This window comes from Sideroxydans sp. (assembly GCF_054604835.1).
This window is the reverse complement of record NZ_JBTSFG010000002.1, coordinates 268,348-287,861: the sequence shown is the minus strand read 5'-3', so window position 1 is coordinate 287,861 and position 19,514 is coordinate 268,348. Positions and strand designations below refer to the sequence as shown.

The window sequence follows — 19,514 nt, the reverse complement described above, 5'->3', positions numbered from 1 at the left end:
TAAGGTTTGTGATGTTTCCAAGTTCGGGCTATGGATTACCAGTTAACGAATTTATCTCTGACAAGATAATCCTTCACATGCCAAGTGATGCCTTCATGGTCATCAAAAAAATGACAGTCGCCATCAGGGTTGGAGACTGTCTTGATGATTTTCAATTTTAGCTGATTCTCAATGAATTCTTTGGCATTTTCCATTCTCAGACAGGGGTTGCAGAATCCTGCCGCAGCTGGCCGGCCCGTCACTTTCTTCTGTTTGATTTCAAAATGGATACCGTCATTGCTGGCAAACATCGAGGTACCTGTTTCACTGATCACTTTATATCGTCCGCCTTGAAACAAGCTCACCAGAAACTCGCAGTATTGCGGGATGTTCTCCACATGCGCTTCGATGTGGTCAAAAAATACTGGTTTGCTCATGCATGCTCTCCTGTTCGGTTAGTTGTCTGCAATGCAAGTCGCATTACTTCTGCAACATGCAACGTTTGTCGTTGTGTACCCTGCTCAATCTGTTCTCGGCAACTGTAGCCGCTAGCAACAATCAATGTTTGTGCTTCCGCGCTGCGCACTGCAGGCAGTAATGCTCGCTCGCCAAGTTTCACCGAAAGATCGTAGTGATCGGGCTTAAATCCGAATGAGCCGGACATCCCGCAGCACCCTGTTTCTGGCGTTTCGACTGTCAGCCCTAGTTTTCTGAGCAGCTCTGCCTCTGAGCGCGCATCAAGTACTGATTTGTGATGGCAATGCACTTGCAAGATTGCTTTTCGGCGTTCAAGTTGGGGCAAGTTTAGTTCGCTGCGCGACATCATGAATTCACTAAATGCATATACTTGGCGACTCAGGATTTTGGCTCGCGAATCTTCAGGGAACAGATCTGGCAATTCGTCCCGGAATACCGAGACTGTCGACGGCTCAAGACCGATGATAGGAATGCCTGCCTCGATCTCGGCGTTCAGCTCATCCATGATAATGCGCAGGTTTTCTTTTGCCTGCTCCACCATTCCGAAGTCATACAGCGGCCTGCCGCATTCAAGTGCACGGCGTGGAATGGTCACTTGGAAGCCGAAATGCTCCAGTACTTCCACTGCCGCCATCGCAGTTTCAGGTCGAAAAAAGTCATTGAATGTGTCTGGCCACAGGATCACTTGCTGGCGCGAATCGGCAGTGGCCATCTGCCGCGCAGCAATTCTCTTCCTGAAGCTGCTCAGGGCGAAGCGCGGCATCACTCTGCTTTGCGCGATGCCAGTTAGGCTTTTTACTGCTGCGCGAACGAATGGCGTCTGAGTGAAGAAGTTGGCGATACGCGGCAGTTGCGCAACTGTCGGTGCCCAATGCTGGATCATACCCATGCTGTAGGCTTGGATCGGTCGGTGCCGTTTGGCATAGTAATGGGACAGGAACTCGGCCTTGAATGTGGCCATGTCGACATGCGTAGGGCAGTCGCTCTTGCAGCCCTTGCAGGCCAGGCAAAGCTCCAGAGCCTCCAGAATCTCCTTGCTATCCCACGCTTCCGTTATTACCTCGCCGCGCAACATCTCGAAGAACAACCGCGCGCGACCGCGTGTTGAATAACGCTCTTCCCCTGTGGCCCGGTAACTAGGACACATGGTTCCTGCATCCTTCGCCCGACACTTGCCCGTGCCGATGCAATGCTCCACGGCGCGAGTAAAATCACCGCCCGTTTGGGCATAAGAAAAAACGGTTTGTAGTCGTATCGGTTCGTAGTCCGGCCCCATCCGCAGGTTTTCGTCTGCGCGGTAGGCATTCACCAGCTTGTGAGGGTTCATGCGGTTTAGCGGATCCCAGATCGCTTTGAATTCGTTGAACGCCCGCATCAGTTCTTCGCCATACATAATGGGCAAGAATTCAGCCTTAGCCTGCCCGTCGCCGTGCTCACCGGATAGCGAGCCGCCGAATTTGACGACCAGATGCGCAGCTTCCTTCAGGAAGTTTCTCCATATTCGTACTCCTTCTGAGCTGCGCAGATCGAACGTGATTCGTGCATGGATACAGCCATCGCCGAAATGTCCGTATAGCGAGGTATCGTATCCATAGCGATCTACCAGGGCTTGGAATTCGCGCAGGTAGTCTCCTAAATGAAGCGGGTCTACTGCCGCGTCTTCCCAGCCAACTACCGGATCAGGTCGCGAAGGATCCAGGCTCATCGCTGTTGCCGAAGCACCTGTCTCTCGAATACCCCAAATGCGGTGCTGCAACGGCGATTCATCTACCAGAGAAAAACTTGGCGCTCCAGGCAGTCCTGAAAGATGTGCTCGCAACGCGTTCGCTTTGGCAACCGCTTTCTCATGAGTCTCCGCGCCGAACTCGACCATCAGCCAAGCCTGTCCCGGGGGCAACAATCCAATGTCTGCTTGCTTCAGGCCACGCTCTTGCAGGCCACCGATAATCCGATAATCCAAGCCTTCCATCGCAATAGGCTGGAAGGGCAATATCTCCGGAACGGCATCCCCTGCACAATAGATGTCGGGGTAGCCCAACACCAGCAGCACGCGCTTCTGCGGGCTGTGCACAAGCTTCGTTCTGGCTTGCAAAATCAGGGCACAGGTACCCTCACTGCCCACCAGCGCCCGTGCCACGTTGAAGCCATTCTCCGGCAGCAGTTGATCTAGGTTGTAGCCGGAAACGCGGCGCTTGATCTTGGGAAAACGTGCGCGGATCAATTCTGCATAACGGTCACGCAGATCGCGCAACTTGGCGTAGATCTCGCCACGCCGACCACCTGAAGCGATGATGGAGGCCAGCTCATCTTCCGAAGTCGGCCCTGCCCAGAAGCGCGCTCCATCATAGGTCAACAACTCAAGCGCTTCGATATTCTCCACGGTCTTGCCCGCCATCATCGAATGAGCACCGCATGAGTTGTTTCCTATCATCCCGCCCAGCGTACAGCGGCTGTGTGTCGCAGGATCCGGGCCGAAAGTGAGGTGATGCTTTTCTGCTTCGTCGCGCAGTGTGTCGCAAACCACACCCGGTTCTACCAAGGCGATTTCGGCGGCTTCATCGAGCGACAGAACGCGGTTCAGATACTTCGAGGTATCGATCACCACCGCGACATTGACGCACTGTCCGTTTTGCGAAGTACCGCCGCCGCGAGGCAGAATCGGCACATCGAATTCTCGGCAGATCTTCACCGTTCCTATGATGCCTTCCAAGCTGCGCGGCATGACAACGCCAATCGGGATCTGGCGATAATTCGATGCGTCCGATGCATAGACGGCACGGCTGCCTGCATCGAAGCATACTTCTCCATCTACGCACGCCTTCAGGGCGGCTTCAAGTGCGGCCAAATTGTGTTGCGGCATGGCGTCTTTGCGTTCAGTCTTTTCGCTCACCAAGTCTTCCACTTGGCCTGACCGCTTTGCCACATCTGGTTCAAATCACTCTTATCGCGCATCGTATCCATGCATTTCCAGAATCCTTCGTGGCGGTAGGTAAACAGCTCTCCCGCTTCCGCAAGCCCTTGGAGCGGTGCTTGCTCGAAAACCGTGGCATCACCCTGCTGGATGCTATCAAACACTTGCGGTTCACAAACGAAGAAGCCGCCATTGATCCACGATCCGTCGCCTTTCGGCTTTTCCAGGAACTGCGTCACTTTGCCGGATTCATCCGAAGCAAATGTACCGAACCTGCCGTCCGGCTGCACGGATGTCATGGTCAGTGCTTTGCCATGCTTACGGTGACTCGCCAGCAATTCATCCATGTTCACATCACTGACGCCATCTCCGTAAGTCAACATGAAGGTTTCGTTGCCCACGTAGGGCTGTGCGCGTTTTATACGCCCCCCGGTCATGGTTTCCGCCCCTGTATCAAGCAGGGTGATACGCCAAGGCTCGCTCTTGTTGTTATGAACTTCCAACTTATTGGTAGAGAGATCGATGGTCACGTCACTCTGATGCAAGAAGTAGTTCGCGAAATATTCCTTGATGTAATAACCCTTGTAGCCAAGCAGTACGATGAAATCGTTATGGCCATACTGCGAGTACATTTTCATGATGTGCCACAGGATCGGCCTACCGCCGATCTCCACCATCGGCTTGGGTCGGATGTCCGTCTCTTCGCTCAGGCGCGTTCCCAATCCGCCTGCCAATAGCAGTACTTTCATGATCTCTCAGTTCCTTTCCTTAACAATGCAATATTCTTGTAGCGCACACCACCCCACCACTCTTGCTTCAGCAAGCGCCCGGAAGGCACAGGCAGCTGCTTCGATAAATTGCATCCAAGCGCATTACGGCAGCCGAGGACTGCTTCATTTGAACATTCTCGCGCGCGCGTTGCCGGCGCACCGTTATCTTTCAACGCGGTTTGAATGCACTCTGCCAAAGAATCGTTGCCTGATTGAATATGCTCCATACCCAGCATAGCTGGCCAAAATGAGCCGCTATGTTCATGCAGCGGCCGAATGCAATAGCTTTGCGGTACGAGGCATAAGCGACACCTAGCAACAAAACTTTCCAAGCTTTTTGTTTGCGCAAGCCACATCGATGCAGCATCTTTCTCACTAATCACGTGCCTGCACCGACATGCTAGCTGCCGAGCCAGCAGATAATTTCTAATTCAAAGCTGTATCCGGAACGTAAATGCCTTCGATTTCGTACCGCAGATTCACCACCGCACTAATGCCGGGGCTTCCAACGTCGGAGGCGGCTATAAACTGGAGTTGTTCCAACTTCAGCCTTATTTCTAAGCGCCAGACGCAGACAAGGTACGCACGACTTTGGCTGGAACGCCGGCTACGAAAGTTTGCGGTGGCACATCCCTTGTAACGACTGCCCCCGCACCGATTACGGAATGATTGCCGATCATTACTGGCCCAACAATGATTGCGCCACTTCCGATGTAGCATCCTTCCTCAATTATGATATCTCTTCTTCCTTCTGGAACATGGTGGAGGCTTACTCCTGCCACATTTGCTTCCTCAATATTCATATGTTTTCCGGTAAGCACCTTTACATCTTCTCCAAAAATCACATTCTTCCCCACTGAAATTCTCCCGCTACGAGTATTGAAGTAGACAGACTTTGGAATATGATGCCGAGCCATTTCTGGCCCATCTGCAACGTCGAGGGGATATTGGCCGGATGGATGGCAATGCCGCTCTACTTTAATGTCATATGCTTCGGCTAAACGCCACACGTAAGGCTTGGTAACTCTAATAATCCATTTAACAATTGATTTCATAGCGTAAGCAATCCTAGGGAATCGCATTCTCTTCCAATCCACGTATCGCAGAGCGTCCCATCTCAATGATCGCCTCTTCTGCGCTGCCACCTATATGCGGCGTCACAATGAAATTTGGCAAATGAAGCAGTTCGGTATCCTGCGGTGGCTCAACCGCAAAGACGTCGAACGCCGCCGCTGCAAGCTCCTTTGCGGCAAGCATCTTTTTAAGTTCAATTTCATCTACCAAGCCTCCGCGCGCCGCATTGATCAGAAGTGCGCTAGGCTTCATCTTTCTTAACTTTTCGGCGGAAAGAAGGTTATGGGTCGTTGCGTCAAGTGGGACGTGTAACGTGACGATATCCGATTGCGCCAGAAGTTCGTCCAGGCTTACTGCGGTCACATTGTTCTTTGCATAGAATTCGGGGAAGTCCAGAATGTCATTCGACAATAACTTGCAGCCCCACGGCTGAAGCAGTTCCGCTAAATCTTTGCCGATGTGGCCGCAGCCTATGATTCCGACCGTACGTCCCGACAGCAATCCGCCGACATGTTGACGCCATGTACCACCCAGAACTTCGCGTTGCGCTTCAGGTACATGTCTTAGTAGCGATATGGCAAATGCAATAACCAATTCAGATACCGAGCGGCGATTCACGCCGCCTGACCAGCCCAGTCGCTTGCCGAACTTTCTCATCGCATCCATATCGATCATATCCAGTCCGACACCATACTTGCCGATTGCCTGCAGGTCCGGCAGCTGCGAAAGTACAGACTCATTGATCTTTTCCAGAGCCGTAATAGCTTTATCGTGCCCGTGCAGGAAAGCCACTAACTCTTCCCCTTCCATCTGACGTCCCGAGTCGTTGAATGTGACGTGTTCGTATTTTGACTGTAGCTCGGACCTAAGTACCGGATTTCGAGAGAATGACCTCGAACAAACCGCAATCTTGTCTGTTCGCTTCACGCTTGCATCTCCTCTATGAATTGTTCGCATTGGCGACGGAAAGTGTCGTCTGATGGGACATGTACGCGTTGTATCTCGGCGTTTTCACCAACCGGGAAAATCAGGACCAAGTTCGTGGCCGTGTTCTTTTTATCCTTCATCAACGCCCCAAGCATTTCGTCCATGGGGATGGTCACTCGCGCAAAAGCTTCGTAGTTCTGCCGCAAAACACCATGCATGCGCTGGTATTCGCTGTCCGGTAATATGCCGCGAAGTACAGCTATTCGATTTGCCATGTCCGCACCCATCGCAACCGCAACTCCGTGAGGGATCGCGAACTTGGTCGCCGATTCGATCGCGTGCCCGAAGCTGTGTCCGTAGTTGAAAATATTACGGATGCCGCGGTCAAATTCGTCTTGTTCGATGTAGCCTTTTTTGATCAACAGCGCAGCCTTGATGTAGGTCAGCAAGACTTGGGTATCACTAGTCAATTTGCTGAAATCTGCACGCAATCGGTCGAAAGCCTCTTTGCCTGCGATTGCATGGACTTTTAGCATCTCGCCGATGCCGGAATGGATATCCTTGGCTTCAAGAGTATCGAGAAAAGCCGGGCATATCCATATCTGCTTCGGGGGGTTGAAGGTGCCCAGAATGTTCTTAACTGGCCCAAGGTTGATCGAGCTTTTGGATCCGATACATGAATCAGCTTGGGCCAAAAGGGTGGTTGGCACAAAGCGCCATTCGATTCCGCGCAGCAGAGTGCTGGCGATAAAGCAAGTGATGTCCTGGATCACCCCTCCGCCTATAGCTACCAATACGTGATCTCGCCGGATTTTGTTGTTCACCATCCGTTCAATTACAGGGATGACTCGCTCAATTGATTTGTTATCTTCATTTGCTTCGATGATGATGGTATTGGGGTCAGCCAGTACTGGAGCCAGCTGAACTGCGTACAAGCGTGCGACGTTGGCATCCACCAGAAAATGTGGGGAGCCTTCCTGGATACAGTTGATATCTTTAAGAAGATCCGGGACGAAGTTGACGTTATATGGGCCGCTGTGCGACTGTATCTGCATTGGTTCAAACACGGGTGAATCCTCCATCAATTGCAATATTCTGACCAGTTATGTAGCTATTGCCCACTCCGCCGAGCCATACCACAAATCTCGCTATCTCTTCAGTTGAGGCCATGCGACGTGATGGCACCATGGCGGTCAAATGCTGTATCCCTTCGTCACCGAGCACGCGCCGGGTAAGTTCGGTATCAGTGAAGCCCGGGGCAACGCAGTTAGCCAAGATCCCATCCCGAGAATGTTCAGCCGCCAAGGCAAGTGTCATGCCGTCCAGAGCAAACTTCGATGTCGAGTATGGCGCACGATATTCCTTGCCGATCTTGCCCCATATCGAAGAGATGTTGACGATGCGCCCCCACTGCCTACGCTTCATCGCCGGAATAGCTGCCTGGCAAAGCAGGAAGGGAGCGAATACGTTTACTTGCTGTATGAGCAGAAAGTCATCTGGGTCGATCTCAGCGAAAGGTCCGATCTTGTTGATGCCTGCATTATTGATAAGGATATCCGGCTCGTGCTTCTGCACGGCTTCAGCGCAGGCGTGAATCTGCTCCTTATCGGAAAAGTCCGCCGCAATCCACTCCGAACATTCGCCAATTTCCTCTGTCGCACTTGTTCGGGTACCGATCACATGCGCGCCGAGTGCGCCAAATTCACGCGCAATGGCCAGCCCTATACCCCGGCTTGCACCAGTAACAACCACTTTTTTTCCCTGCAGTGGCAGTGACACTTAGCCGCCCCGTTTGACCAGCTGTATCAAATAGGCGCCAACAAGGTGATCAAGCACCATATGCGCATCTTCGGCGGGCCCGTACTCTTTCATGCCTGTCGGAACATGGATACATTCGTCAGCTATCAGCTTCATTTTTCCACCGTCGAATGCGGTAAGTGCCACCGACTTAATCTTGAGCTCTTTCGCGGCATCGAAAGCTTTTAGTAAATTCGCTGAATTGCCGGAGGCTGAAATTCCGACAACAACGTCACCGGCCTGCCCCAGCACACGGAGTTGGCGCTCGAATACATCTTCCATCCCATAGTCATTCGCAATTGCAGTTACAACTGCTTGATTGTCGGTAATGGACAGTACGCGAAATGGCTTATGGTATGAATTTGTTCCAATAGCAAGGTCATTGGCAAAGTGACTCGCTGTTGCGGCGCTGCCTCCGTTCCCCATGAAAAATACTGTCGCACCGCGCTCCCTCGCATCAAGCAAAGTCGCGATGAAGCGAGCGACTTCTTGCGGATTAATCTTTCCCAGAACTTCAGACAGATAGCTAATGTATGACTGCGCAAATATTGCCGGATCCTGATCGAATATTTTTTCTATGTTGTTCATGCCGTTCTTTCAAATGGTGATGTCATCTGGGTTGGAAATGTTATATGTCTTTCTCCATGCAGGATCAGCATGATAGATTTTGTACACCAGTTTCATGGTATTGAAGGCGTCTTCAGCCGAACCACTTCCTATCGGCGTATCGTCAATAATGGCTGTCGCGAAGGCAGTGATCTCCTCATCCCAGGAGGGATCGCGGTTATATCGCGTCAGTTGTTCTTTAGGATCACCGTTATCGTTGTCAGGATCAGCGGTCACGACGCTTAGGGTTTCCGCACCATAGCTCTTTGAGCCGGAGAGGATGCCTCCCAGGATGATGCTGCCGTAGTCCAGATTGATATCAAGATGGAAGCGATGGCGCCACTGTGTTGCAGATGAGTTCATCATGCCAACGACCCCGCTTTCAGTTCGCATGATGGCATAGGCATTATCTTCGACGTCATAGCCCCAATGGCTGTTTGAGATGAAGCTCTGAACCTCGACGAATTCCCCGGCAAACAGACGCATGAGGTCAACCATATGGATACCCTGATCTAGCAGAACGCCTCCACCGGCTATCTCGCGCTTGGTTCTCCATGCGGGCTGGTTGAATGTGACTAATTTGGATTTTCCATATACACCTCGCATGTTGATGATGCGCCCAAGCTGCCCTGAACGGATCAGCTTTAGCGCATCTTGCACAGATTCATGGTATCGGTGATTAAAGCCGTACATAAGCTTTAAGCTTGGATGCTTACGCGCAACTACAATGACACGTGCGATATCTTCGACATTGCGTCCGGGCGGCTTTTCACAAAATACATGCATGCCCTTTTCCAGACCGGCAATCGTCACGTCTGGAGCAATCTCATTTGTCAGACAGACTATCAATACGTCCAAGTCTTCCTTCAATAGGCTTTCGTAGTCAGGGTAGTAGCGGGTCCCGTCTTCTAATGTGCCGGAATCTGCAAAAAAGCGATCGCAGACCGCAACGACACGCATGTGCGGATTGCGATCGATACATGATTTGCGTCTCTTACCTACCACCCCGTAACCAGCAATACCAACTTTCAACTCAGACATTCGAGCTCCTTCTCACGATTTTCTTGCAAGCACCCAAGTGTGGGAGCTCAGGCAGTTATTGGCCAGGAATTCCTGGAATGCGGCAGCATTCTGTTCATCAGATAGCAAATGTTGAATAAACCTCTGCTTTTCAAGAAGGGCCGGGTTACGACGCCAAGCATTGCGCACGATATCCACATCAAGCACTCCCGGTGTAGTGATGCTAATGATCTCCAAGCCGGCGCGCTCAAACAAGCTGCGAAATCCCCGGACGGACAGGAAATTAATGTGGTGAGGCGGGAAGATACTGTTTGAATCTTGCCACAAGGTCTGGATATCAAAACCATCCACACCCAGCGTACTAACAAACACGCATCCGCCAGGACGCGTCAGCCCAGCTAGCGTTTTGATGAACGACAGTGGGTCAAATACATGCTCAAGCACTTCGAAGCAAACAGTCAGGTCGGCATGCGCGCGATGGCTAGTGACGTTCTCGGCGATATCTTCTACTACGTCAAAGCCCTTGGCGCGGCACTCGGCAGCCAATACTTCAGAAGGCTCAATGGCCAGCAATGCTGTTTCCGGCCGCAGCTTTCGCCATTCGTCGAGCAGGATGCCGTACCCTGCGCCCACATCTATCAATTTTTCTACGCTGACACCATTGGCATCGCACATCTTGGCCAGCCGCTCGGCACGCGGTTTTAATATTCGCTCTCTGCGCGCTTCAGCTACAGCCGGGAAGAACTGCTCAGCCCAGTAGCGGCTGGATTCAGAGTCACGGTAGAAAGCCTCAAATGCGGCTAACGGAGGCCGGGGAGCCTGGAAAAGGGTGCCACAGCCCTTACAAGTGGCATAACCGAATCCATTTTTCTCGAATTCCGGCTGAAGGTCTGATGAACCGCAAGCAACGCAATCCAATGCTTCTCGGCCCACTCCAGAAAAGCATCGCTCTGCATCCCCGGCACTCAATTCAAGATACCGGTTTAACAGCGCTTCAGGCCGTATATCTTTTTCTTTCATCATTTCGAATAACTAGCAAACAATGGATCGTTTTCCAGTATGCGCCCCACCTCATCCGCCTCTTGCGGCGTATCGACACCAATGGTCGTCGCCTCGGTCAGGACCATACGTATCTTTCCGCCGGCTTCAATCACGCGGTTCATATCAACCGACTCGATTATTTCGAGAGTTGATTCCGGCATGCTATTAAAGCGAATCAGTACATCGCGGCGGAAGGCAATCACGCCGACCTGCATGTACATGGGGTGCTGATCAATCCCCTTCCACGGCGAGGGGATGGGTTCACGAGAGAAGTACATCGCATCACCGTTCTGATTCACTACGACCTTGACATTGTTCTTGTCTTCAAACTGTTCGCGTGTTTTCAGTCGCGACATAATGTTGACGATTTCCACACTTGGGTCCGCAAAATGATTCAGCGTCTCGGCAATGGTCTCCGGCAAGATGAGTGGTTCGTCCCCCTGCACCATGATTACGACATCAACGTGTTCCCCGGTTTCTTGTTCGATTTTCAGCATCGCTTCAGCGGTACGGTCTGAAGCGCGATTGTGCTTAGTCGAAGTCATGACGGCCGTTCCGCCTATGCTTGTTACATAATCTGCAATCTCCTGATCACATGTCGCCACATAGGTCGCCGCAAGGCCGGGGACCAACTTGGTTCTGAAGTAACAATGCCCAATCAGCGGAATGCCGTTGATCGGATGTAATGGCTTGCCAGGGAATCGAGTCGCTCCCATGCGGGCCGGTAGGATTGCTATGGCTTTCATTTGATCAAGTCCTTGATGTGATTGATTCCCTGACGTGCACTGACATCCAGCAAGCGAATGTCTACGCTGTATGCGATGAACCGATAACCTTGGCGAATTGATTGTGCCAGCCGCTCACTATCGGGTTCGACGATGTGTAAGCCGGCCGGGATGCCAAGTCTGGCGCCAGTTGCCAATATTTGATCCATCGCAGCAACGAACTCTGGATGTTCAAACTGTCCCGGCAGCCCCATAGAGCATGACAAGTCGTATGGCCCAATGATGAATCCGTCGACACCATGCACGGTTAGTATCTCGTCAAGATGTGCCAGCGCATCCTTGTGTTCGATTTGAACTATGACCGTGACTCCGTCCTTTTGCCATTCAAGATATTCCTTGAACTCAACGCCATAACCTTGTGCACGCGCCAACCCCACACCTCTCGTTCCCTCAGGGGCATATCTGACCGCACTAACCGCTCGCTCGGCGTCTGCGACGGTATTCACCATCGGAACCACTATGCCGTGAGCACCGGCATCCATGACTCGTTTGATCTGGTCCGGATTATTCGATGTTAGACGGACCAGCGGTGCTACACCACACAGATCGATGACTCGAATCAAGTCAGCGGCAACATCGATCGTGATCACGCTGTGCTCAAGATCTACCACCAACCAATCATAACCAGCTCGCGCCAGAATTTCGGCGATGCCAGGATGACCAAGAGTGATCCAAGACCCGACAGTTGCCTCGCCTCGTTTAAGTTTGGATTTAAGTTGTTTGCTTTTCACCGACCACCTCTTCATAACTTCCTGATTCCACGACCTTACCTTCGCGCATTCTAAATATCACGTCGCATTCCTGCACTGTGGCCAACCTGTGTGCGATGACAATCAACGTCTTTTCGCCATGCAGCCTATTGATCACCTCTATCACTTGTCGCTCGGTTTCCATATCCAATGCAGAAGTTGCCTCATCCAGGATGAACACGTTGCGGTTATGGTAGAAAGCTCGCGCCAATGCAATACGTTGCCGCTCGCCACCCGAAAGCCTTATGCCACGATCACCCAGCATGGTGGATAGCCCCTCAGGAAGCCTGAGCAGCAACGCATCAAGTTGTGCCGCACGTAGCGCCTCTTCAAGACGGGGTCTTTCGATGAGCGCATCCGGAATTCCGAAGGCAACGTTCTTTTCCAACGTGTCATCGGCCAGGAACGGCGATTGTGGGATATAGGCGATTTGATCCAGCCATTGTGGCCACCCGAACTCTTGGACATCTTTCCCGTTTATTCGCAACGACCCCGCATCAAAAGGATGTAAGCCGAGCAGTATATCAACTAACGTGGTTTTTCCTGCCCCAGACTCACCAATCAAACCGATGGACTGTCCCTTGGTGACTCGCAATGATATGCCGTTGATGGCGCTTCGGCTTGCGCCTGGATATGAGTAAGACAGATCTTGTATCTCAAGTTTTTCGAATTCTGCGGCCACCGGCGACTCTTGCATGCCAGGCAAAATGGCATCGGTTGATTTTGCATCAGCTACGGAATGAAGGTCTTCGTAAAGGCTATTCAGCGCATGTGCCGAGTAGTTCATGCTCGCCATAGCGGAACTTGCGGAGATTGCGGAAGGCAACACCCGAATACTGGCTACGCCGAAAGTTGCAAGGACGGGTATCAAACTGGCTCCGGCCTGCCCCATGCTGATTGCAATGATGGAAAAGAACACTACGAACAGGATCAGCACAACTTCCATCAGACTGCGCGGAGCTTGAAGCATGGTGTAGAAATATGTTTGTGCAGCCGCAGTGCTATGCGCCGCTTCCGCTACTGCATCCGTCATCTTGCCTTCTACCCGCAAGACCTTAATTTCCTTGATGCCGCTAATACCTTCGTTAACACCGCGAATGACCCTCTCGTTCGCCTTAGCCACCATTTGCCCTGCCCGCTTGACCCTTGGTCGCACGAACCTCACATACACCAGCGCCGCCAGCCCCAGCATCAGCCCCAACGACGCAACAGCAGAAAGGCTGATCCAGCACAGGAAACCAAATAGCAACAGCAATGTGATCAGATCGGACATCAGCCGCAACGAAGGAAGGACAAGGTCGTCTACGGTAATCTTTGTGTGATCAATGATCGCCTGAATCACTGCGGCACTGTTTCGCTCAAGAAAGAACTGATAGGGCATGTTTAGATATGCACGCATCAATCTCTCGACCAACTCTGCTCGGAAATGAAATCCAAAACGATAAACTCTATGCTGCATGGTCACGGCAAGTATGCCCTTTGAAATGAACAGCAACACCAAAGCACCTCCGATGAGAGTGATGGCGTTGAGCGATCCCGCTTCCATATCCAAGGCTGAAAATAGCCATTTGATTGCACCAATCCGCTCGACAAGCTCCGGATTGGCCACAACTGCAACAAACGGTCCGACTAGGGCAATGCCCAATATATCCAGCGATGCCATCAAGAAATATAGCGCTACGATTGTAATGAGATGGCGCTCCTGGCCACGCATCACATACCTGTACTTTTCGAGAAATTCAGTTTTTTCCATCATTTTCTTCTTCCTCTAGCAGCCAGTGGGCTGTGGCTGCGAGCCGTACAGGCATGACGTCTATATCCAGAGGCGCAACCATGGCACGCTCCAGAACATTGCTCTTTCCTAATGCAAGGATGAATACCTGCCTAGCGGAAACGACCACGTCCGGGGTAATCGTCATGCGTGCGGCAGGCGGCTTTGGTGAGTTATTGATTGCCACAACCTTACGACGATGCTCTCCTAATACTCCATCATGAGGAAATAGTGACGCTATATGACCATCTTCACCAACCCCAAGAATTAGCACGTCCACATTGTTCGGGAGTTTTGTTTCATAGCGCGCTGTCGCAGCTTCAATATCGTCAGCGTCTGCCTCCATGCGAAATATTTGGCAGTCATGAGGGACTCCTCGAGCAAACAAGGAATTCATGGCCATGCCGTAGTTGCTTTCGCTATTCTCGGGCTCGACACATCTTTCATCACCGAAACAGAATGCCACATTCCGCAATCTTTGAAAGCTCGGAATCCCCGACCATTCAGCATACATTTTTGCTGCACTTCGCCCCCCTGTCAGCACAACGCAACATTCCGGCTTTTCATGAAGAACACTCAAGACTGCCAACTGGATAAGCTCAGCAGAAGATGCCGCCCAATCTTGGGCAGGAAATCGATGAATGTGGAGTGACATTGTTTGTTTTAGTGGCAGCCGACTTCGTTCATTCACCGGACTTGAGCTGTTCGCATGCACTACGCACAGCACTGATGACTTCGTCGGCAAGTTCGGAAGAGAGATGCGGTCCGATAGGAAGGCTCAACACCTCGTCTGCAATTCTGGAAGCCAGCGGAAAAGCCTCAGCCGCCATTCCAATATCTGCATAGGCACGCTGTTTATGCGGGGGGATCGGATAGTGGATCAGTGTCCCGATCCCAGCTTCTGTCAGGATTTTTTGCAGGGCATCACGCCGGGGATGACGTACAACGAACAAGTGCCATGCCGAATCCGACCATTCCGGAGAATGCTGTAAAGTAAGCCCCGTGCCCTCAAAGCCAGCCCTGTATCGGCCTGCGATTGCCTTTCGGCGATCATTCCATTCATCCAGATACCGCAACTTCACGCGCAAAGCGGCAGCCTGCAAAGGATCCAGCCGGCTATTGAAGCCTTTTACATCGTTTACATATTTCACTCTGGAGCCATAGTTACGCAACACGCGGATACGGTCAGCAAACTCTGCATTATTCGTGGTTATTGCACCACCATCACCAAATGCACCAAGATTCTTGCCGGGGTAAAAGCTCCATGCCACGACATCACCGTGAGCCCCGATTCGTTTGCCTTTATATCTTGCCCCATGAGCTTGCGCGCCATCTTCCAGCACTCTCAGTCCATGTTTTTTTGCAATATCTAGTATGGCGTCCATGTCTGCAGCTTGTCCGTACAGATGAACAGGCAAAATTACCTTCGTACGCGGGGTTATCGCGCGCTCAATATCCATGGGATTGATGTTGTATGTCCCAATATCCGGCTCCACTGGAACTGGTGTTGCCCCACACTGGCTGACCGCCAACCACGTTGCAATATATGTATTGCTTGGCACGATAACTTCATCCCCAGGGCCTACGCCCATCGCCAGCAATGCCAGATGCAGCGCATCCAGTCCATTTGCAACGCTGACACAGTGGCGCACTCCGCAGTAACTTGCGAATTCCGCTTCAAAGTCATCCACCTCGCCACCAAGAACATACCATCCCGATTCAAGAGTACGGCTCATCGCCAAGTCGATCTCCGCACGGAGCTCTAAATATGTTGATTTCAAATCTAGGAAAGGGACGTTCATTTTGTAGGCCGTCGTTTGATTTCATTTAGGAATTCTGAATAATTCCTGATGTAGTCTCCCGCATCGTAGTGATGCGAGGCAAATACCAGCAAAACAGCATCGGCTGAATATTTGTACTGCACACCCCATATCATCGGCGGCAGATACACCCCTTTATCCGGAGCATCCAGCAATATTTCTGCGCGGTTGCAACCATCATCCGCAAGGACTGCGCAACTTCCGCGCACGCAAATCAGGAACTGATGGCATTCATGGTGCGCATGTTCACCTCGCACCTCCTTGCTAGGCACATCAAAGACCATGAAATATCGCTTGGGCACAAACGGGATGTGTTGCTCGAACTCCCCAACTGTTAAATTGCCTCGCATATCAGCAATGAGCGGAAAGCGATGCACAGCAACACCATTTACCCGTGTTACATCACTATAAGGGGCAGAGCGATTTGGAATATCTTCCTCTTCAGGAAGCTCAGCTTTTGTTGCCGTGTCCGTGTCCGTGTAGCCGATTATGCGCGCCGGATTCCCAACAACAATGGCATTGGGTGGGACAGTTCTTGTCACTACTGCGCCAGCGCCGACCATCGCCCCTTCTCCTACAGTTACGCCCGGCATGATGGTGGCGTTAGCGCCGATGGAGGCACCTTTTTTTATTTCTGTTTGCAAGAATTTTTTGGGGTAAACCTTGGAGCGTGGAAAACGATCATTAGTAAAGGTGGCATTGGGGCCGATAAATACGTCGTCCTCCACCCTTATGCCATCCCACAACTGAACTCCGCTCTTTACCGTGACGTTATTGCCGACTATGACATCGTTCTCAATCAGGACATGAGCGCATATATTAGAACCACTCCCAATTTCTGCGCCGGCCAATACCACGCAAAATTGCCAGATTCTCGATCCCTGCCCAATTTTTTCTGTTTGCACATCCGCTAGGGGATGGATTTCACAGCTCAATTCGATCTCCGCTCTTTGAGTCTTTCTGTTCATTTTTCAAGCTCTATCTTCACCAGTCGTCTGCCCACTCACCTTCATTGATTCAAGTCGCAACTCTTCAATTTCAGCCTTCAATAGCTCATATTCAAGAATCTTTCGCCTAAGAAAGTGAGTCGTTGTTTTTGCCCGTGCTTCGAGCCCTTGAGGCGTAAGAATATAGGCATAAGCCAACTTGTTGTCACTCTTGCGAAAGTTGTTGATCTTCACACTGCCCTTTTCAACTAGCGCATTCAGACAATAGTTTACCTTGCCAAGACTGATGCCCAGCTTCTTCGCCAGATCGCGCTGGGACAGACCGGGGTTCTCTTCCAGTGCCTTAAGCAACGTGTAGTGTGTGTTTTCGTCGAGCATTCGCCTGTGTTCAATCGTTGAACGGGCGGCATTACAACAGGCCAGAACGAACCGTGTCAAGCCAAGGAACGGGGGATTTGGCTACAATGCTGCCTTGACTCCTCAGAATATGGCACGTGACCGCTCTGCTCCCTACTTCGCCGCACATTGCCATCGTCCGTTTTTCCGCATTGGGCGATGTGGTTTTAGCCGCAGCTGCAGTGCGTGCACTGCAACAGGCGCTGCCGGATGCCAGACTTACCTGCATCACCAGTCCGCTCGGCTTCGCCATGCTGGAAGGCATGAAGGGCGTGGACTTTTTAGTGACGGACAAGCCACACAGCCTGTCCGACTTTCGCGCCTTTTATCGCCTGCTCGGCGAACATCGTTTCGATGCGGTGCTGGCGATGCAGGCCAACCTGCGTATCAACCTGCTCTATCCGGCCTTGCACGCTCCGCTCAAGATCGGCTTTGACCGCACCCGTGCCCGCGAGCTGCAATGGCTGTTTTGCAACCGCAGCATCCCGTTCAAGAATGACCATCTCGTCGACAGCTTCCTCGCGTTCGTGACCGAGCTGACTGGCACGCAGGCTCAAGCAGAATGGGCGCTACCGCTCACTCAGGCCGAACAGGCATGGGCTCGGGAGAAGACCGCCACATTGCCGCGCCCGCTGCTCGCCCTGCACCCCGTCTCCAGCAAGGCCGAGCGCAACTGGCTGACGCCGCGTTATGCCAAAGTGATCGAACTGGCGGTCAAATACTTCGATTGCGGCATCGTCATCACCGGCGGGAACTCGGCCGACGAGCGCACGATATGTGAACGACTGGCCCAGGTCGCCCCCACGCACACGCTGAACCTGTGTGGCCAGACCACCCCGAAACAGCTGGCCGCCGTGCTCGCCGAGGCGGATGTCCTGATCGCCCCGGACACCGCCGCCGTGCATCTCGCGCGTGCCGTCGATACGCCGGTCGTCGGCCTCTATGCCGTCGCGCCCGCACGACTCACCGGCCCCTACCAGCGCACGACCTATTGCGTGGATCGTTATGACGAGGCTGTGCGCGAGTACCTCGGCAAGGACCCCGCACGATTGCCTTGGAACACACGCGTGCACCATTCCGGCGCGATGGCGCTGATCGAGGTCGAGGACGTGATGCAGCAATTGTCACGCGCACTGGGTGACTTGATATGAGGCTGCTCGACAACCGCCACGCCTACACCCTGCTGCTGTGGTTGCTGCTGCCCTATGCCCTGCTGCATCTGCTGTGGCGCGCGCGCAAGCAACCGGAGTATTTGCAGCACATCGGCGAACGCTTCGGTCGTTACCGCGTCCGCAGCGACAAACCCGTGATCTGGCTGCACACCGTCTCGGTCGGCGAGACGCGCGCCGCCGCCACACTGGTGCAAGAACTGCGCGCACGCTACCCGCAACATCAAATCCTGCTCACCCACACCACCCCCACCGGGCGAGCCACCAGCGAGCATCTGTATGGCGACGATGTGCTGCGCGTCTACCTGCCTTACGATTACTCCTTTGCCGTGCGCCGCTTCCTGCAGCATTTCCGGCCGCAGGTCGGTGTATTGCTGGAAACCGAAGTGTGGTTCAACCTGATCCACGCATGCCAGCGCACCAAGACACCGCTGTTGTTGCTCAACGCAAGATTGTCCGAACGCTCAGCGAGCAAATATGCACGCTACCCGCAGCTGACCCATGACGGCTTGCATGCACTCACACTCATCGCCGCACAGACCGAAGACGACGCGCTGCGTCTGTCTTCGCTGAGCGGCCATTCCGCGACAGTGATGGGAAACCTTAAGTTCGACATCGCCCCGCCGGCCGCACAACTCGAACTCGGCCGTCACCTGCGCGAGCGCTTCGGTGAGACGCGCCCGGTATTCCTCGCCGCGAGCACACGGGAGGGTGAAGAAATATTGCTGCTGGAAGCGCTGAAGGAAGCTACCGTAAATGATTTGCTGACGGTCATCGTACCGCGCCATCCGCAACGCTTCGACGAAGTAGCCGCCCTGATCGAGCAGCACGGATTCCGCCTGCAGCGCCGCAGCCGCAATGAGCCCATCGCTGCCGATACGCAGATGGTATTGGGTGACAGCATGGGCGAGATGTTCGCCTACTATGCCGCCTGTGATGTCGCCTTTATCGGTGGTAGCCTGCTACCTTTTGGAGGACAAAATCTGATAGAGGCCTGTGCTGTCGGCAAGCCTGTACTGATCGGCCCCCATACCTTCAACTTCGCACAAGCGACTGCTCTCGCCATAAGTGGCGGGGCAGCCATAAGGGTGCAGGATGCCCTTCAGCTCATGCATCAGGTGAAAATTCTGCTGCAGGATCCGCCGTACATGCGAGAGATGGGACGCTGCGGCGAGCATTTCGTCAACAGTAATCAGGGTGCAACTGAGCGTGCGGTAAACTTTGTCGGTGACGCACTGCTGCATATCTCTTAAGCGATCATTTTGTTTCCTGTAA

Annotated in this window: 20 protein-coding genes; 2 read left to right on the top strand and 18 right to left on the bottom strand. The window is 52.7% G+C overall.

Annotation, left to right across the window (positions count from 1 at the left end):
- Positions 1-35: 35 nt before the first annotated feature.
- From ACYCZ5_RS04710 to ACYCZ5_RS04625, 18 genes are all read right to left on the bottom strand, one after another.
- On the bottom strand, positions 36-416 hold the full coding sequence (locus ACYCZ5_RS04710; RefSeq protein WP_461543622.1) for a hypothetical protein: 381 nt from the start codon (positions 414-416) through the stop codon (positions 36-38).
- Positions 413-3,346, bottom strand: coding sequence for an FAD-binding and (Fe-S)-binding domain-containing protein (locus tag ACYCZ5_RS04705; protein WP_461543621.1), 2,934 nt, complete (start codon positions 3,344-3,346; stop codon positions 413-415). The genes ACYCZ5_RS04710 and ACYCZ5_RS04705 overlap by 4 nt, the downstream gene beginning before the upstream one ends.
- Complete coding sequence (gene rfbF / locus ACYCZ5_RS04700; RefSeq protein WP_461543620.1) at positions 3,343-4,116, bottom strand: glucose-1-phosphate cytidylyltransferase; 774 nt, start codon at positions 4,114-4,116, stop codon at positions 3,343-3,345. Before rfbF ends, ACYCZ5_RS04705 begins: the two co-directional genes overlap by 4 nt.
- Positions 4,113-4,520, bottom strand: coding sequence for a hypothetical protein (locus ACYCZ5_RS04695; RefSeq protein ID WP_461543619.1), 408 nt, complete (start codon positions 4,518-4,520; stop codon positions 4,113-4,115). The genes rfbF and ACYCZ5_RS04695 overlap by 4 nt, the downstream gene beginning before the upstream one ends.
- Positions 4,521-4,694: 174 nt before the next feature.
- Positions 4,695-5,192, bottom strand: coding sequence for an acyltransferase (locus ACYCZ5_RS04690; RefSeq protein WP_461543618.1), 498 nt, complete (start codon positions 5,190-5,192; stop codon positions 4,695-4,697).
- Between the two features lie 13 nt (positions 5,193-5,205).
- On the bottom strand, positions 5,206-6,138 hold the full coding sequence (locus tag ACYCZ5_RS04685; RefSeq protein WP_461543617.1) for a phosphoglycerate dehydrogenase: 933 nt from the start codon (positions 6,136-6,138) through the stop codon (positions 5,206-5,208).
- Positions 6,135-7,205 (bottom strand): AroB-related putative sugar phosphate phospholyase (cyclizing), encoded by a 1,071-nt coding sequence (locus tag ACYCZ5_RS04680; protein ID WP_461543616.1) that lies wholly within the window; start codon positions 7,203-7,205, stop codon positions 6,135-6,137. Before ACYCZ5_RS04680 ends, ACYCZ5_RS04685 begins: the two co-directional genes overlap by 4 nt.
- Complete coding sequence (locus tag ACYCZ5_RS04675) at positions 7,198-7,917, bottom strand: SDR family NAD(P)-dependent oxidoreductase (protein ID WP_461543615.1); 720 nt, start codon at positions 7,915-7,917, stop codon at positions 7,198-7,200. The genes ACYCZ5_RS04680 and ACYCZ5_RS04675 overlap by 8 nt, the downstream gene beginning before the upstream one ends.
- Complete coding sequence (locus tag ACYCZ5_RS04670; protein ID WP_461543614.1) at positions 7,918-8,523, bottom strand: D-sedoheptulose-7-phosphate isomerase; 606 nt, start codon at positions 8,521-8,523, stop codon at positions 7,918-7,920. It lies immediately after the preceding gene.
- A gap of 9 nt (positions 8,524-8,532) precedes the next feature.
- On the bottom strand, positions 8,533-9,582 hold the full coding sequence (locus ACYCZ5_RS04665; RefSeq protein ID WP_461543613.1) for a Gfo/Idh/MocA family protein: 1,050 nt from the start codon (positions 9,580-9,582) through the stop codon (positions 8,533-8,535).
- 12 nt (positions 9,583-9,594) lie between these two features.
- A complete protein-coding gene (locus ACYCZ5_RS04660) occupies positions 9,595-10,584 on the bottom strand; it encodes a class I SAM-dependent methyltransferase (protein ID WP_461543612.1) in 990 nt (329 codons plus the stop codon).
- Complete coding sequence (locus ACYCZ5_RS04655; protein ID WP_461543611.1) at positions 10,581-11,348, bottom strand: 3-deoxy-manno-octulosonate cytidylyltransferase; 768 nt, start codon at positions 11,346-11,348, stop codon at positions 10,581-10,583. Before ACYCZ5_RS04655 ends, ACYCZ5_RS04660 begins: the two co-directional genes overlap by 4 nt.
- Positions 11,345-12,118 (bottom strand): HpcH/HpaI aldolase family protein, encoded by a 774-nt coding sequence (locus tag ACYCZ5_RS04650; protein WP_461543609.1) that lies wholly within the window; start codon positions 12,116-12,118, stop codon positions 11,345-11,347. The genes ACYCZ5_RS04655 and ACYCZ5_RS04650 overlap by 4 nt, the downstream gene beginning before the upstream one ends.
- A complete protein-coding gene (locus ACYCZ5_RS04645) occupies positions 12,099-13,892 on the bottom strand; it encodes an ABC transporter ATP-binding protein (RefSeq protein WP_461543608.1) in 1,794 nt (597 codons plus the stop codon). The genes ACYCZ5_RS04650 and ACYCZ5_RS04645 overlap by 20 nt, the downstream gene beginning before the upstream one ends.
- On the bottom strand, positions 13,876-14,562 hold the full coding sequence (pgl, locus tag ACYCZ5_RS04640; RefSeq protein WP_461543607.1) for a 6-phosphogluconolactonase: 687 nt from the start codon (positions 14,560-14,562) through the stop codon (positions 13,876-13,878). The genes ACYCZ5_RS04645 and pgl overlap by 17 nt, the downstream gene beginning before the upstream one ends.
- Before the next feature lie 28 nt (positions 14,563-14,590).
- Positions 14,591-15,709 (bottom strand): DegT/DnrJ/EryC1/StrS family aminotransferase, encoded by a 1,119-nt coding sequence (locus tag ACYCZ5_RS04635; protein ID WP_461543606.1) that lies wholly within the window; start codon positions 15,707-15,709, stop codon positions 14,591-14,593.
- Complete coding sequence (locus ACYCZ5_RS04630; protein WP_461543605.1) at positions 15,706-16,695, bottom strand: WxcM-like domain-containing protein; 990 nt, start codon at positions 16,693-16,695, stop codon at positions 15,706-15,708. The genes ACYCZ5_RS04635 and ACYCZ5_RS04630 overlap by 4 nt, the downstream gene beginning before the upstream one ends.
- Before the next feature lie 3 nt (positions 16,696-16,698).
- A complete protein-coding gene (locus tag ACYCZ5_RS04625) occupies positions 16,699-17,052 on the bottom strand; it encodes a MarR family EPS-associated transcriptional regulator (protein WP_461543604.1) in 354 nt (117 codons plus the stop codon).
- A gap of 116 nt (positions 17,053-17,168) precedes the next feature.
- Here ACYCZ5_RS04625 and ACYCZ5_RS04620 point away from each other — a divergent pair, with 116 nt between their 5' ends.
- Together ACYCZ5_RS04620 and waaA are read left to right on the top strand one after the other, a co-directional pair.
- Positions 17,169-18,221, top strand: coding sequence for a glycosyltransferase family 9 protein (locus ACYCZ5_RS04620; RefSeq protein ID WP_461543603.1), 1,053 nt, complete (start codon positions 17,169-17,171; stop codon positions 18,219-18,221).
- Entirely contained in the window at positions 18,218-19,492 is a 1,275-nt protein-coding gene (gene waaA / locus ACYCZ5_RS04615; protein ID WP_461543602.1) for a lipid IV(A) 3-deoxy-D-manno-octulosonic acid transferase, read from the top strand. The genes ACYCZ5_RS04620 and waaA overlap by 4 nt, the downstream gene beginning before the upstream one ends.
- Positions 19,493-19,514: the final 22 nt, after the last annotated feature.

What these genes read in the sequence shown, in the direction of transcription:
- ACYCZ5_RS04710 (WP_461543622.1), bottom strand. Translation starts at nt 416, where the DNA reads ATGAGCAAACCAGTATTTTTTGACCACATCGAAGCGCATGTGGAGAAC.
- rfbF (WP_461543620.1), bottom strand. Translation starts at nt 4,116, where the DNA reads ATGAAAGTACTGCTATTGGCAGGCGGATTGGGAACGCGCCTGAGCGAA.
- ACYCZ5_RS04690 (WP_461543618.1), bottom strand. Translation starts at nt 5,192, where the DNA reads ATGAAATCAATTGTTAAATGGATTATTAGAGTTACCAAGCCTTACGTG.
- ACYCZ5_RS04670 (WP_461543614.1), bottom strand. Translation starts at nt 8,523, where the DNA reads ATGAACAACATAGAAAAAATATTCGATCAGGATCCGGCAATATTTGCG.
- ACYCZ5_RS04665 (WP_461543613.1), bottom strand. Translation starts at nt 9,582, where the DNA reads ATGTCTGAGTTGAAAGTTGGTATTGCTGGTTACGGGGTGGTAGGTAAG.
- ACYCZ5_RS04660 (WP_461543612.1), bottom strand. Translation starts at nt 10,584, where the DNA reads ATGATGAAAGAAAAAGATATACGGCCTGAAGCGCTGTTAAACCGGTAT.
- ACYCZ5_RS04655 (WP_461543611.1), bottom strand. Translation starts at nt 11,348, where the DNA reads ATGAAAGCCATAGCAATCCTACCGGCCCGCATGGGAGCGACTCGATTC.
- ACYCZ5_RS04645 (WP_461543608.1), bottom strand. Translation starts at nt 13,892, where the DNA reads ATGATGGAAAAAACTGAATTTCTCGAAAAGTACAGGTATGTGATGCGT.
- pgl (WP_461543607.1), bottom strand. Translation starts at nt 14,562, where the DNA reads ATGTCACTCCACATTCATCGATTTCCTGCCCAAGATTGGGCGGCATCT.
- ACYCZ5_RS04635 (WP_461543606.1), bottom strand. Translation starts at nt 15,709, where the DNA reads ATGAACGTCCCTTTCCTAGATTTGAAATCAACATATTTAGAGCTCCGT.
- ACYCZ5_RS04630 (WP_461543605.1), bottom strand. Translation starts at nt 16,695, where the DNA reads ATGAACAGAAAGACTCAAAGAGCGGAGATCGAATTGAGCTGTGAAATC.
- ACYCZ5_RS04625 (WP_461543604.1), bottom strand. Translation starts at nt 17,052, where the DNA reads ATGCTCGACGAAAACACACACTACACGTTGCTTAAGGCACTGGAAGAG.
- waaA (WP_461543602.1), top strand. Translation starts at nt 18,218, where the DNA reads ATGAGGCTGCTCGACAACCGCCACGCCTACACCCTGCTGCTGTGGTTG.